This window comes from Zobellia sp. OII3, from assembly GCF_002211465.1.
In the GTDB taxonomy this organism is placed as follows: domain Bacteria; phylum Bacteroidota; class Bacteroidia; order Flavobacteriales; family Flavobacteriaceae; genus Zobellia; species Zobellia galactanivorans.
The window spans coordinates 111,331-124,882 of sequence record NZ_MWRZ01000009.1; the positions used below are offsets into that span (position 1 = coordinate 111,331).

The following is a 13,552-nucleotide window of genomic DNA, read 5'->3' on the forward strand; positions in this document are numbered from 1 at the left end:
CTCTACTTTCTCGGGTGGTATTTGTTCATGACATCGGTCAGGTGTGTGCGGTCTACATGTACGTACACCTCGGTAGTGGTAATACTTTCGTGCCCCAACATCTGTTGAATGGCCCTTAGATCGGCCCCGTTTTGTAAGAGGTGCGTGGCAAATGAATGTCTGAAAGTATGGGGGCTAATGCTTTTTTTTAGGTCTATTTTTACCGCCAGTTGTTTGATGATGGTAAAGACCATAGCACGGGTAAGCTGTCGCCCCCTACGGTTTAGGAAAAGGATGTCTTCAAACCCCTTTTGAATGTTTTGGTGAACCCGTATCTCCTTTCTGTAAATAGTAATGTATTTTTTGTTGACGGGGCTAATCGGAACAAAACGCTGTTTGTCTCCTTTACCTGTCACCTTTATGAAGTCTTCCTCAAAAAACAGGTCAGAGATTTTAAGGTTGATTAGTTCCGATACCCTGAGTCCGCACCCGTAGAGTGTTTCGAGCATGGCACGATTCCGCTCGCCTTCGGGTTTTGAAAGGTCTATTGCTTCGATTAGGGCGTTGATCTCATCTTCCGATAGGGTATCCGGTAGTTTGCGTCCTATCTTGGGTGATTCGATCAGGTCCATCGGATTGTCGTTCCTATAGTCTTCAAAAACCAAATAGTTGAAAAAACTTTTGAGTCCTGATATAATACGTGCCTGTGACCTTGGGTTCATGGTCTTCGCCACCTGATAGACGAACTGCTGTAAAACTTCCTTTTTGATTTTTACAGGGCTATCGCTTAAGGAACTCGCATCTAGAAAACCCATGAGCTTGGTAATGTCCAAAGTGTAGTTGGTAATCGAGTTTTTCGATAGGCCCCGTTCTATTTTTAGGTAATGTTGGTAGTCTTGAAGCGCTTCATGCCAATTCATAGGGTAAAGTTAACCATTGCAGGGTTTACGGCAATCCGTTTTTTATAAGGGGATGTAAAAATTAAAATCAAAAAATGAGCTAAATAACTGACAGTATATAAAGTTTTCTATCTTTGGTTACGATATAATAACGAACCAATGCTAGTTTTCGTTGTTGTTGCCTTGGTCTTAAAGTCTGTTTTTTTTTGTAAAAATAAGGGGTGACGACTAATGAAAATAGCGTTCACAAAAACCATTGTAATCATGAAAATTAAGTTTTGCGCTATTCTGGCGTTAGTTTTTTTTGGAGTACAAAGTAGCGTTGCACAAACCGTAATTCAGGGTACCGGCCCGTCGGGAGGAATGAATACAGGAGATATTTCCTTCGGGGGAAAAACCGGAATCAATTTCACCACATGGCGTGGTAGTGAGTTCGATGGCATTTCGGCCAGGGTGGGGGCTTATGTCGGAGGTGTGGTAGAAATACCTGTTATGGATGATTTTTATGTGCAGCCAGAGTTGTTATTTTCTTTACAAGGTGCCGATTTAGGGCCTTCCAATGCCAATTTGGTCTATTTGCAAATACCGGTTATGGGAAAATACCATATTACCGATGAAATAGCGGTAGAGCTGGGGCCTCAAGTAGGTTTGCTCTTGGCGGATAACTGGGAAGAGGACCTTCAGTCACAAGATACCGAGTCTCTTGAATTGGGCTTGAACATAGGGGGCGGTTACCGAATGGATGAAAATTTCTATTTTCAGCTTAGAATAGGTCTAGGGCTTTCCAAAGTATTGGAAATTACCAAAGCCTATAATGCCGGAGTGTCGATAGGGGCCGTATACTTCCTGTAATTGACAAGACCCATATAAATATAACGGCCGCCTAAAGCGGCCGTTTTTCATTGTCCGGAGTAAAAATCACATTAAAAAGTTTATTTTTGGAATATGAAATTAATCATTATCAACGGCCCTAACCTGAATCTGTTGGGCAAGCGCGAACCAGAGGTATACGGTAACAAAACTTTTGAAGATTATTTTGCTGATTTACAGTTTAAGTTCAAAGACGTTCAGCTCGAATATTTTCAATCGAATATAGAAGGGGAACTTATTGGGAAAATACAGGAAGTAGGTTTTTCTTATGACGGTATTGTCTTGAATGCCGCAGCCTATACGCACACTTCCGTAGGTATTGGCGATGCTATAAAGGCGGTTACGACACCTGTGGTGGAGGTCCATATTTCCAATACCCATAAGCGCGAAGAATTTAGGCACGTATCTTACATCTCGCCCGTTGCAAAAGGGGTGATTCTTGGCTTTGGTCTTCAGAGCTATGATTTGGCCATTCAGAGTTTTTTAAAATAGCCTAATGGCTTGTTCAGACCTGTTTTAGGCAGTTTTTTGGTTTAAGGGAAACTTATTTGAAAGCGTTTCATCGTTTGTCGCACATCGATTTTTGGTTTGTTGTTGCAACAAAAGGATAAAAACCTTCGTTTAGCCTCTAGCTTATAAAGCGATCCAAACAAACCAAATCTTAAATTGCCATGATCAAATCTTTTTGTTTATTCCTGACCCTGACTTTTTCCTGTATTTCACTATTTGCCCAAGAAGGCTTTAAAATCGGGGCACAAGCTGGTATGCCGCTTGGAGAGTACAACGATTATGTTAGTGTTGTTATCGGTGCCGATGTAGGCTATATGTGGGCTCCGAACAAAGTATTTGACTTAGGGGTAAAAGCAGGTATCATTCACGGCTTTGCCGAAACGTTTACGGGGCAGAATGTTACTATTGACTACCCTAGCGTTCAGTTTTTACCACTTGCGGCTTCGATTAGATTGTGGCCGGCAAAAACTTTTTCTATTGGAGGGGATATTGGAAATGCCTTTGGTTTGAACAAAGGAAACGATGGCGGATTTTACTACCGACCACAAATAGGTTTCCAAGTCGGGCCAACATCGGAACTCAACTTTTCGTACACAGGTATCACGATAAATGATAGTACCTGGTCTACCATTACCATGGGCTTTGTCTATACCTTTTTATCTGCAAGACATTTCAGGTAATTCGGCGGAAGGGAATTTTATGCCAATGTAGCGTCTTCGTTCAAGTACTTTTTTTCCACATAGAAAGTGGCAAAGGGAAGGAGGGAAGCTACAAGTAGGATGATTCCTTTTTTGAGGCTCCATTTTTTTTCCATCCAAAGAACAACCGCCAAAATGATATAGGCGATGAACAATGCGCCGTGTGCATACCCTACATATTTGTTGGGCATGGGTAAATCTGCCAAATATTTTAACGGCATGGTAACGGCGAATAGGGCCAAATAAGAGATACCTTCTAAAATAGCTATAACCCGAAAAAAACTTAGCATACGGAATGGATTTTTTAAATAAGTTCGTTTAAAGATGTAATAATGGGCCTATGAGACGTGTTCGACACGGTCTTATAGGCCCATTGGTAATTTATTCTGTCTATTACAGGTGTATCACCTCGTCGTAGGCGGCAGCTACAGCTTCCATAACGGCTTCACTCATTGTTGGGTGAGGGTGTACCGCTTTTAAGATTTCATGGCCGGTAGTTTCAAGTTTTCTGGCTACAACGGCTTCGGCGATCATATCGGTTACACCGGCACCGATCATGTGGCATCCTAACCACTCACCATATTTGGCGTCAAAAATAACTTTTACGAAACCATCAGGAGTACCAGCTGCTTTTGCTTTACCACTGGCCGAGAAAGGAAATTTACCAACTTTGATATCCAATCCTTTTTCCCTTGCTTGTTTTTCGGTAAGACCTACGGATGCAATCTCGGGAGAACAATATGTACATCCGGGAATGTTGCCGTAATCTAAAGGCTCAACATGCATATCGGCAATCTTTTCAACACAAAGAATACCTTCGGCAGAGGCAACGTGAGCCAAGGCCTGACCTGGGGTTACGTCGCCAATAGCGTAGTAACCTGGTATGTTGGTCTGGTAGTAATTGTTTACTAATATTTTGTCTCTGTCGGTAGAAATGCCAACATTCTCAAGACCTATGTTTTCGATATTGGTTTTGATACCAACGGCGGAAAGAACGATATCGGCCTCTATAACCTCTTCGCCTTTAGCCGTTTTTACGGTTGCTTTTATGCCGTCACCGGAAGTGTCAACAGAAGTAACCTCTGCAGAGGTTTTTATTTTTATGCCCGATTTCTTTAGGCTGCGCTCTAATTGTTTTGAGATATCCTCGTCTTCAACAGGAACAATGTTGGGTAGATATTCTACTACGGTTACCTCCGTACCCATGGCGTTATAGAAATAGGCGAATTCAATACCGATGGCACCACTACCTACAACAACCATTGATTTTGGTTGTTCTTTTAAGGTCATAGCCTCGCGATACCCAATAATTTTTTTACCATCTTGGGGTAAACTAGGTAATTCGCGGCTACGGGCACCCGTAGCAATGATAATGTGATCGGCACTGTATTCGGTTTCTTTGCCATCGGCATCTTTAACAGAAACCTTTTTGCCGGCCTTTAAGGTACCATAGCCTTTGATGACTTCGATTTTGTTCTTCTTCATCAAGAACTGAACACCTTTGCTCATACCTTCGGCAACGCCTCGGCTTCTCTTTACTACGGCATCAAAATCCTTATCTACATTTTCAGCGGAAAGGCCGTAATCTTCCGCGTGTTTTAGATAATTAAAAACCTGAGCCGATTTCAATAATGCCTTGGTAGGTATACAACCCCAATTCAAACAAACACCACCTAAACTTTCTTTCTCGATAATGGCCGTTTTAAAACCTAATTGTGAGGCTCTAATGGCGGTAACATATCCTCCAGGTCCGCTACCCAAAACAATAACATCGAAATTGCTCATATTTTTTATTTTTTTGCTGTTCTAAATTTAAAAGCCCGCCTTAGCTAAGCAGGTGCAAAAGTACAAAACCAAACGGAAAGATTAATACGAAAATTGAAGTCTAGTGCTAAAAAGGACAAGTTTGGTATAGTGTAAAACCAACATTTTGTGGTGTGCGTAACAGCTTAGTTGTTGAACATGGTTCTGTTGAACTGCTCCGAGCCGCCTTTGGGAATGGAAAGGGAAACCCAGTTTTCGCCCTTTCGTATTTTTGCCAGTAATACAATTTGCCCTACATGGCCACTATAATGGGCCAGTTGCCTATGTATGGCTTCAACGATGCTGTGGCTTTCGTTTCTTATTTTTATCGGATGGTCGAAATTTTCCGGAGACACGGAGTCCAAGGCGTTAAAAAGGCATTGCCATCCCGCTTCCCAGGCGATCGACATTTCGCTTTTGGTCATGTAGGGGGCTTCGAATTCGCTTTCGCGATTGCGCCACGATTTTTCCCCGTCCTCGGTGAGAAAGTTGGTCCACCTACTGAGCATGTTGCCCACCATGTGTTTGACGATCTGTGAAATGCAGTTGGAGTGTTCGCTAGGCTGCCATAAGAGGTCTTCGTCGGATAGCTGGGCAAAGGTTTTGTCGCCCATGCCCTTATATTTCCGAAATTCAGAAATGGCGCTGTTTAAAAAGTGTTCTTGATAGCTCATATCGTCATTTGTCTTTGTGCCATAGCATCCTATGATCTATATGCTACCTTTGGTGTCAATCTTTTTTGGCGGGAACAAAATCGAGGGCCACGCCGTTAACGCAATGTCTTAGTCCCGTTGGTTCCGGTCCATCCTCAAAAACATGTCCTAAATGGCCTCCGCAGGTCGCGCAATGTTCCTCGGTTCGTTTGTAACCGATTTTGTAATCTACGTCATAGGCAACGTTTCCTTTTATTTCTTCGTAAAAACTGGGCCAACCCGTACCTGATTTGAACTTGGTACTACTCTTGAACAGCTCGGTACCGCAGGCCGCGCATACATAGGTGCCTTCTTCTTTGTTCTCCAACAAATCGCTGCTGAAGGGATTTTCGGTTGCCGCCTTTCGTAGAACATAGAATTCGGCTTCGGTCAATTCCTTTTGCCATTCCGCTTCCGTTTTTACAACGCTAAAACGCTGTTCTTTTTTTGGGGCGGTCTGCCCGGCGGTTTCTTTTTTTTGACTGTTGCCCTTGCATCCGATAAATACGAGGCAGAGTCCGAAAATTATATTTTTATACATGGTATCCGTGATATTAAGATGTTAGGGCTTAGACGGGCCATACGGCTCTTCCTTTCAAATTTAATGGTATTTGCCTTAAGTTTTAGGGTCGATTTTCGTTTCCTTGCCAAAAAGTAAAACCCCGTACTTTTTAGAACGGGGCTTGTTTTTTCTGAAATGGGGGAAGCGCTTTACTTCAAGGACATTTTTTTAACATCCTCTTCGGTAAGGCCAAGGCTGCCCATTACGGCGGTGATACTGCTTTTATCCATTTTGGCGGCCGCTTGTCCGGGAACGATCACGAACCTAAAAATCTGTCCTTGGGTAATATCGGTGCTCAGGTCGGAAAGGTCGAAGTTTCCTGTGATAAGGATCTCTACGTCTTTTGTGGTGTGCCCCGGTACAAATTGAATACTGCCCTCTTCATAAAAGAAGGTCTGTGGGATTAAATTCCAAACATCATTTAAATTGCCGTCTTCAAATTCAACCGTTCTATCGTATTGGTATACGAGCACGGCGTCGTTTGGTAAGACTTCGAAACTGGTGAAATCTTCAAAGACGAGAATGGTTTCGTATAAATTGTTTTCGGCGATATAGTTAAAATCTACATCGTCTACTTCAAAAACTTGGGCTTCACGGCCATCAAGTCCGTCATATCCTCGAGGACCTGTTGGGCCTTCACATGAAATAAAGAATAGGGTAACAAATGTGCCGAGTAAAAGAAGTGTTTTTTTCATAATTCCGTAATTTAATAAGATGAGCCATATTGGCAGAATGTAAAAGATGTTTTCAAAAAGTGTTCCACTTTTTATATTATTCGTATCTTTTTATTTGTAACATTGAATTATCGATTCAAAGTTAATCGACAATAAGCTAAAGCTTTTTTTGTAAAGTTGCTTAGATTTGTCTTAACTACCTAAAATATTTGAACACTATGCCGCAAGTTACCGTTTTCAGTCTTTTTTCCGAATTTGATATTGATCTTTTTAAGTCGGGAAAGCATTTTAGATTGTACGAAAAATTAGGTTCCCACCTTGTAGAATTTGAAGGGGTCAAAGGAACTTATTTTGCCGTTTGGGCGCCATCGGCACGCTCGGTATCCGTTATCGGGAACTTCAATGATTGGGATGATGAAAAGCATATGCTCAACGTTCGTTGGGACGGGAGTGGTATTTGGGAAGGTTTTATACCCGATATAGGGGTGGGTGAACTTTACAAGTACAAGATCTATTCGAACAATCATGGGGCCGTTACGGAAAAGGCCGATCCTTTTGCCCGTTATTGTGAACACCCGCCTAAAACCGCTTCTATCGTATGGGAGCAAGACTACCAGTGGAAGGATAAGAAATGGATGGAGAACGTACGAAAGAAAAAAAATGCGCTAGATGCCCCGTTTTCGGTATACGAAGTGCATTTAGGTTCTTGGAAACGCGATAAGGACGGAAATTTTCTCACTTACGGGCAAATGGCCAAAGACTTAGTGGCCTATGTTAAGGAAATGGGCTTTACCCATATTGAATTCATGCCGATAATGGAGTACCCGTACGATCCTTCATGGGGCTATCAGTTAACGGGATATTTTGCGCCGACTTCAAGATTCGGTGACCCTGAAGGCTTTAAATTATTGGTAGATGCATTGCACCAAGCTGAAATAGGAGTGATATTGGATTGGGTTCCTTCTCATTTTCCTGAGGATGCACATGGCCTTGGTTTCTTTGATGGGTCGCATTTGTATGAACATCCAGATAGAAGAAGGGGCTACCATCCCGATTGGAAGAGTTTGATCTTTAATTATGGAAGAAACGAGGTGCGGGCCTTTTTGATCAGTAACGCCCTGTTTTGGTTGGATCACTACCATGCCGACGCCTTACGTGTCGATGCGGTGGCTTCTATGCTCTATCTTGATTACTCTCGTGAGGAAGGGGAATGGGAGCCGAATATGTACGGAAATAACGAAAACCTTGAGGCCTTGTCTTTCATTAGGGAATTTAATGAGGCAGTTTACGGCAGTTTTCCCGATGTGCAGACCATTGCCGAAGAATCAACGGCATTTTCAGGGGTGTCAAAACCCGTAATGTACGGAGGCCTTGGTTTTGGTATGAAGTGGATGATGGGGTGGATGCACGATACCTTGGAATATTTTAAAAAAGAATCGATATACCGAAAACACCACCAGAACGATCTTACGTTCAGTATGACCTATGCCTTTACCGAAAACTTTATGCTACCCTTTTCGCACGATGAGGTGGTGTATGGCAAACAATCGTTGGTGTATCGTATGCCAGGTGATGAATGGCAGCGTTTTGCCAATCTGCGTTTGATGTTCGGTTATATGTTTACGCACCCGGGTACGAACCTTATTTTTATGGGGGGCGAATTTGGGCAGACCAGCGAGTGGAACTTTCAAAAGGGGTTAGATTGGCATCTTACCCAGTACAAAGTGCATTCGGGCGTACAAGAATTGATAAAAGATCTGAACAAGGTGTATAGGGACTTTCCGGCCCTGTACCAAAAACAGTTCAGTCCCGATGGTTTTCAGTGGATCGATTACGGAGACCATGAAAACTCGGTGTTGACCTATATTCGACGGGGGCATGACACCAAAGACGATATATTCATCGCCTGTAATTTTACCCCGGTTCTAAGGGAAAACTACAGGGTGGGTATACCCAAATCTTCTGGAAAGTTGAAAGTTATTTTGAACAGTGATGACGAAAAGTACGGTGGGTCGGGCGTTCAGCCCAATATATCGGCCATTCAGAAAAAGGTTTGGCACGGGCGTGAACAATCGGTAGAAATGACCATTCCGCCATTGGGGATTGTTATTTTTCAATAGTCGGGCCTATTATAATGATAATAGTTCGTAAATGGATGTAAAATCATTTCGTTATTAAGGTTTAAAGTCTTTTTTTTGTTAGTCTTTAAATACTCAATACATGATAACCAATACTGAGCTAGAATATAAAGGGAATCTCTATCCAAATCATATTGTAGATTATGTGAGGGATAAAGATAAATTCTATTTTACCACTGAAAACGGAGTGGTCTTAGAAATTACCGTAATTCAAGATAGAACGATCAGGTTCAGATATGCTACCGAGCATGCCTTTCAACCTGATTTTTCATATGCGGTAGATCCTAACGCAAGTCGGGGATACAGTCATCTCGATTGTACGGAGAACCAAACGGAATATATTATTGAGACCGCAAGGCTCAAGGTGCTTGTAGATAAGAAAACCTTACGTACCCAAGTATCGGATCTCAAGGGTAATATCATCAATGAAGACGAATTGGGTTTTCATTGGGAGGAGAACTACGAATACGGGGGCAACACCGTTAAAATGAGCAAGATCACCCAAAATACCGAAAGCTTTTACGGTATGGGCGATAAGGCTACGCACAGTAACCTTAAGGGGAAAAGGGTTTGTAACTGGGTTACCGATCAATATGCTTACGGTAAAGACCAAGATCCACTTTACAAAGCGATACCGTTTTACATTGGCCTACATAATGGCCAATCGTATGGTATTTTCTTTGACAACAGTTTCAGAACCGATTTCGATTTTGCCCATGAACGTCGTTCCACTACCAGTTTCTGGGCCGATGGGGGAGAAATGAACTACTATTTCTTCTATGGCCCCGAAATGCACAAAGTGGTCAAGGCCTATACAAACCTGACCGGGGCGCCAGAGCTTCCTCCTTTATGGGCTATGGGCTATCACCAGTCAAAATGGAGCTATTTTCCAGAGAGTAACGTAAAAGATATAGCCAAGCAGTTCAGGGATCTTAAAATTCCCTGTGATGCCATTTATTTGGATATCGATTATATGGATGGATTTAGGTGTTTTACTTGGGACAAGACCAGGTTTCCCGATCCGAAACGTATGATCAATGAACTTAGCGAAGATGGGTTTAAGACGGTGGTCATGATCGATCCGGGTATTAAAATAGATAAAGACTACTGGGTATACCAGGAAGCGGTTGAAAACGATTACTTCTGTAAGCGTGCCGATGGCCCAAGAATGAAAGGTAAGGTTTGGCCAGGGGAATGTAACTTCCCTGATTTTACCAATCCTGAAGTTCGCGAGTGGTGGGCCGAACTCTATAAAGAATTTATGGCCGAGATAGGCGTTCATGCCGTTTGGAACGACATGAACGAACCTGCGGTTATGGAGGTGCCTACAAAGACAGCTCCGCTCGATACCCGTCATGATTACGACGGCCACCCCAGTAGCCATAGGAAGGCCCATAATGTTTATGGAATGCAAATGGTAAGGGCGACCTACGAAGGGGTCAAAAGATATGTATACCCCAAACGGCCTTTGGTCATCACTAGGGCCGCTTATTCGGGTACACAGCGTTTTGCCTCGACATGGACGGGAGATAATGTAGCTACGTGGGAACATTTGTGGATCGCCAATGTACAGATGCAACGAATGTGTATGAGTGGTTATTCCTTTGTTGGGTCCGATATAGGGGGCTTTGCCGAGCAACCCAACGGCGAACTTTTTGCCCGATGGATCCAATTGGGTATTTTCCACCCCTTCTGTAGGGTACACTCCAGTGGGGATCACGGCGACCAGGAACCTTGGTCGTTTGGAAAGGAAATCACCGATATTGTTAGAAAGTTCATCGAATTGAGGTACGAATTATTGCCTTATCTCTACACGATGTTCTGGAGGTACTCAAAAGAAGGCACCCCGATGTTGCTTCCTATCGTATGTTACGACCAAGAAGATACACAGACCCATTTCAGAACCGATGAGTTTATTTTTGGGGAGCAGATTTTGGTCTGCCCGATTCAAGAGCCCAATGCAAAAGGACGAAGAATGTACATTCCTCGTGGCAATTGGTATAATTTTTGGAACGATGAGGTCGTAGAGGGTGGAAAAGAAAAATGGGTCGTTGCCGACATCGATAAGATACCCTTGTTCATAAAGGCCGGGGCCATTATTCCAAAATACCCTGTACAGCAGTATGTGGGCGAGCTTGAGATCGAAGAGCTGGTATTGGATGTTTATTTTGCGGAAGGGGCCGAAAACTCTACCGTTTATGAAGATGCAGGTGATGGTTATGCTTACGAAAACGGAAAATATAGCTTGAGAAACTTTAAGCTTTTAGGTAAGACAAATGAATTGACCATTCAACAATTTAAGGATGGGGCCTTCATTACAAGCTATGAAACGTTTAAGATCAAGTTACACGGACTCCCGTTCAAAATAGGAGAGGTTCAGCTCGACAACGAAAAAGTGGCTATTGAAGACGTTATGCCGAATGGGGGGAATATTATAATCGTAAACAAAGACTTTACTCAATTGCGTATTACCGCAAAATAAGATTTTTGTATTTTACGGATCTAAACACGACCATAATGAGAAAGATAATTTTAGTTTTTGCCCTGTTTTTAGGGGTAGCAGCTTGTAAAACGAATCCGTTTACAGGTAAAAAAGTATTGAATTTTTATCCAAACAGTCAAATTTTTCCGACTGCATTTGCCCAGTATGATCAATTCTTGACGGAAAACAAGGTGGTAGAGAATACGGCCGATGCTAAAATGATCACGAAGGTAGGCCAGCGCATATCGTCTGCTGCGGAAAGATGGTTGACCGCCAATGGTTATTCGGGTTATCTCAAAGATTATCAATGGGAGTATAACCTAGTAAATGACGAAACGGTCAATGCTTGGTGTATGCCCGGCGGGAAAATTGTTTTTTATACCGGTATCTTGCCCATTTGTAAGGGAGAGGCAGGTATTGCCGTGGTAATGGGTCATGAGGTGGCTCATGCCTTGGCCGATCACGGGGCACAGCGTATGAGTGCCGGTACATTGCAGCAATTGGGCGCTGTGGCCGGTAGCGTCGCCATACAAGACCCTGAAAAAAGAGATATGTTCAATCAAGCTTATGCTGTTGGTTCCCAAGTGGGGGTGATGTTGCCTTTTAGTCGAAGCCATGAAACCGAAGCGGACCGTATCGGTCTACAGATTATGGCCATTGCAGGGTATGACCCCGCAGAAGCTGCTGAACTGTGGAAGCGAATGAAGGCCAACAGTGGGGGAGAGGCTCCACCTGAGTTTATGAGTACCCACCCGTCGAACGATACAAGGATCAATAACCTTACGGAATGGGCGCCAGCGGCCAGGGCCGAGGCCAAGAAGTTTGGGGTAACCTCGTTTCAAAAGTAAATAATTGCAATTATTGTATATTTAAAACCGTTCTTAAAAAGGAACGGTTTTTTTATTGATACCATTATGCCAAAAACTATCCTTCCAAAAGGAAGTAAAAAACTCCTGAATGCTTGGGCTTTCTATGATTGGGCCAATTCAGTTTACAACCTGGTAATCTCATCTGCCATATTTCCTATCTTTTATGGGGCACTCACTTTGGTGAAAGACGAAGACGGTAAAGTGCTTGACGACACGGTCCGTTTCTTGGGCATCGATTTTAATAACGATACTTTGATCAGTTATGTGACGGCAGCCGCATTTTTGATGGTCTCCTTTTTGAGCCCGCTTTTAAGTGGGATAGCAGATTATGTAGGGAACAAGAAAATGTTCATGAAATTCTTTTGCTATTTGGGGGCCTTCTCGTCTATCGGACTTTATTGGTTTAATATGGACCACCTTTGGTTTGGTTTGCTGTGTTATTTTATGGCATTGATCGGTTTTTGGTCGAGCTTGGTATTCTATAACTCGTATCTGCCCGATATTGCTTTTCCCGAACAGCAAGATGCCATTAGTGCCAAAGGGTATTCTTTGGGCTATATCGGTAGTGTATTGCTTTTGGTTATTTGTTTGGCGATGATCTTAAAGTTTGACACCTTCGGTTTTGAGGATGAATCTACACCGACCCGGCTTTCATTTGTACTGACCGGTTTATGGTGGATCGGTTTTAGTCAGTATACCTACTACCACTTGCCAAAAGGAAATAAAAAGGAAAATTTTACCAAGGATATTCTGTTCAACGGGTTTAAGGAATTGAAATTGATTTGGTCAAAGATCAAGGCCAATATACCGTTAAAAAGGTATTTGGGGGCATTTTTTGTATACAGTATGGCCGTGCAGACCATTATGTTGGTGGCTACGTATTTTGGTATAGAAGAACTTGATTGGGGCAAGACCGATTCCACTACGGGACTCATTGTGAGTATTTTGCTGATTCAAATCGTTGCGGTTTTAGGGGCTTACGTAACCTCACGTTGTTCAACGCGTTTTGGGAATATCAATACATTGATTGTATTAAATGTTATTTGGATCATCATTTGCGTTTTTGCCTATACGATTACGACGCCGATGGAATTTTATATCACGGCTTCGGCCGTTGGTCTTGTGATGGGGGGTATACAGTCCCTTTCTAGGTCAACCTATTCTAAGCTCTTGCCGGAAGACGCGGTAGATACCACTTCTTATTTTAGCTTTTACGATGTCTCCGAAAAAATAGGGATTGTTATCGGGATGTTGAGCTATGGGTACATTGCACAGCTTACGGGAAGCATTAGGTATTCAATTATTTTCTTGGGACTGTTTTTTCTAGTGGGGATGATTCTCTTGACACGGGTCAATAAAAAAGCCTCTTAAAAAGA

13 protein-coding genes are annotated in these 13,552 nt (G+C 42.8%); 7 read left to right on the forward strand and 6 right to left on the reverse strand.

Translation table 11 applies throughout. The features are described 5' to 3' along the window. Window positions 1-2: 2 nt before the first annotated feature. Window positions 3-899, reverse strand: coding sequence for a site-specific tyrosine recombinase XerD (xerD, locus tag B4Q04_RS18870; protein ID WP_088697722.1), 897 nt, complete (start codon window positions 897-899; stop codon window positions 3-5). 243 nt (window positions 900-1,142) lie between these two features. On the opposite strand from xerD, the gene B4Q04_RS18875 reads away from it, so the two are divergent. From B4Q04_RS18875 to B4Q04_RS18885, 3 genes are all read left to right on the forward strand, one after another. Then, entirely contained in the window at window positions 1,143-1,730 is a 588-nt protein-coding gene (locus B4Q04_RS18875; protein WP_158499711.1) for a porin family protein, read from the forward strand. Between the two features lie 93 nt (window positions 1,731-1,823). Next, entirely contained in the window at window positions 1,824-2,240 is a 417-nt protein-coding gene (aroQ, locus tag B4Q04_RS18880; RefSeq protein WP_013991909.1) for a type II 3-dehydroquinate dehydratase, read from the forward strand. 179 nt (window positions 2,241-2,419) lie between these two features. Then, window positions 2,420-2,938, forward strand: coding sequence for an outer membrane beta-barrel protein (locus B4Q04_RS18885; RefSeq protein WP_013991908.1), 519 nt, complete (start codon window positions 2,420-2,422; stop codon window positions 2,936-2,938). A gap of 17 nt (window positions 2,939-2,955) precedes the next feature. Here the strand turns inward: B4Q04_RS18885 and B4Q04_RS18890 are convergent, their stop codons facing one another. The 5 genes from B4Q04_RS18890 to B4Q04_RS18910 form a co-directional block, all read right to left on the reverse strand. Next, window positions 2,956-3,246, reverse strand: a complete 291-nt coding sequence (locus B4Q04_RS18890; RefSeq protein ID WP_013991907.1) for a DUF3817 domain-containing protein — start codon at window positions 3,244-3,246, stop codon at window positions 2,956-2,958. A gap of 103 nt (window positions 3,247-3,349) precedes the next feature. Continuing rightward, window positions 3,350-4,741 carry a dihydrolipoyl dehydrogenase gene (gene lpdA / locus B4Q04_RS18895; RefSeq protein ID WP_013991906.1) on the reverse strand — a complete coding sequence of 464 codons (1,392 nt, stop codon included), beginning with the start codon at window positions 4,739-4,741 and terminating at the stop codon, window positions 3,350-3,352. A gap of 164 nt (window positions 4,742-4,905) precedes the next feature. Continuing rightward, the gene (locus B4Q04_RS18900) at window positions 4,906-5,433 is read right to left on the reverse strand and encodes a DUF1572 family protein (RefSeq protein WP_088697723.1); all 528 of its coding nucleotides are present in this window, start codon (window positions 5,431-5,433) and stop codon (window positions 4,906-4,908) included. Window positions 5,434-5,488: 55 nt separating this feature from the next. After that, the gene (gene msrB, locus B4Q04_RS18905; protein ID WP_013991904.1) at window positions 5,489-5,992 is read right to left on the reverse strand and encodes a peptide-methionine (R)-S-oxide reductase MsrB; all 504 of its coding nucleotides are present in this window, start codon (window positions 5,990-5,992) and stop codon (window positions 5,489-5,491) included. A 170-nt stretch (window positions 5,993-6,162) separates the two neighbouring features. Next, a complete protein-coding gene (locus B4Q04_RS18910; RefSeq protein ID WP_088697724.1) occupies window positions 6,163-6,708 on the reverse strand; it encodes a dihydrolipoamide dehydrogenase in 546 nt (181 codons plus the stop codon). Window positions 6,709-6,905: 197 nt separating this feature from the next. Between B4Q04_RS18910 and glgB the strand changes: the two genes are divergently transcribed. The 4 genes from glgB to B4Q04_RS18930 all read left to right on the forward strand — a co-directional run bounded on the left by glgB (window position 6,906) and on the right by B4Q04_RS18930 (window position 13,547). Beyond that, the gene (glgB, locus tag B4Q04_RS18915; RefSeq protein WP_013991901.1) at window positions 6,906-8,807 is read left to right on the forward strand and encodes a 1,4-alpha-glucan branching protein GlgB; all 1,902 of its coding nucleotides are present in this window, start codon (window positions 6,906-6,908) and stop codon (window positions 8,805-8,807) included. Window positions 8,808-8,907: 100 nt separating this feature from the next. Continuing rightward, on the forward strand, window positions 8,908-11,307 hold the full coding sequence (locus tag B4Q04_RS18920) for a glycoside hydrolase family 31 protein (protein WP_088697725.1): 2,400 nt from the start codon (window positions 8,908-8,910) through the stop codon (window positions 11,305-11,307). Window positions 11,308-11,342: 35 nt separating this feature from the next. Further along, window positions 11,343-12,155 (forward strand): M48 family metallopeptidase, encoded by an 813-nt coding sequence (locus B4Q04_RS18925; protein WP_013991899.1) that lies wholly within the window; start codon window positions 11,343-11,345, stop codon window positions 12,153-12,155. 66 nt (window positions 12,156-12,221) lie between these two features. After that, window positions 12,222-13,547, forward strand: coding sequence for an MFS transporter (locus B4Q04_RS18930; protein ID WP_088697726.1), 1,326 nt, complete (start codon window positions 12,222-12,224; stop codon window positions 13,545-13,547). Window positions 13,548-13,552: the final 5 nt, after the last annotated feature.

What these genes read in the sequence shown, in the direction of transcription:
- B4Q04_RS18885 (WP_013991908.1), top strand. Translation starts at nt 2,420, where the DNA reads ATGATCAAATCTTTTTGTTTATTCCTGACCCTGACTTTTTCCTGTATT.
- glgB (WP_013991901.1), top strand. Translation starts at nt 6,906, where the DNA reads ATGCCGCAAGTTACCGTTTTCAGTCTTTTTTCCGAATTTGATATTGAT.
- lpdA (WP_013991906.1), bottom strand. Translation starts at nt 4,741, where the DNA reads ATGAGCAATTTCGATGTTATTGTTTTGGGTAGCGGACCTGGAGGATAT.
- B4Q04_RS18920 (WP_088697725.1), top strand. Translation starts at nt 8,908, where the DNA reads ATGATAACCAATACTGAGCTAGAATATAAAGGGAATCTCTATCCAAAT.
- B4Q04_RS18910 (WP_088697724.1), bottom strand. Translation starts at nt 6,708, where the DNA reads ATGAAAAAAACACTTCTTTTACTCGGCACATTTGTTACCCTATTCTTT.
- B4Q04_RS18930 (WP_088697726.1), top strand. Translation starts at nt 12,222, where the DNA reads ATGCCAAAAACTATCCTTCCAAAAGGAAGTAAAAAACTCCTGAATGCT.
- B4Q04_RS18890 (WP_013991907.1), bottom strand. Translation starts at nt 3,246, where the DNA reads ATGCTAAGTTTTTTTCGGGTTATAGCTATTTTAGAAGGTATCTCTTAT.
- B4Q04_RS18875 (WP_158499711.1), top strand. Translation starts at nt 1,143, where the DNA reads ATGAAAATTAAGTTTTGCGCTATTCTGGCGTTAGTTTTTTTTGGAGTA.
- B4Q04_RS18900 (WP_088697723.1), bottom strand. Translation starts at nt 5,433, where the DNA reads ATGAGCTATCAAGAACACTTTTTAAACAGCGCCATTTCTGAATTTCGG.
- msrB (WP_013991904.1), bottom strand. Translation starts at nt 5,992, where the DNA reads ATGTATAAAAATATAATTTTCGGACTCTGCCTCGTATTTATCGGATGC.
- aroQ (WP_013991909.1), top strand. Translation starts at nt 1,824, where the DNA reads ATGAAATTAATCATTATCAACGGCCCTAACCTGAATCTGTTGGGCAAG.
- B4Q04_RS18925 (WP_013991899.1), top strand. Translation starts at nt 11,343, where the DNA reads ATGAGAAAGATAATTTTAGTTTTTGCCCTGTTTTTAGGGGTAGCAGCT.
- xerD (WP_088697722.1), bottom strand. Translation starts at nt 899, where the DNA reads ATGAATTGGCATGAAGCGCTTCAAGACTACCAACATTACCTAAAAATA.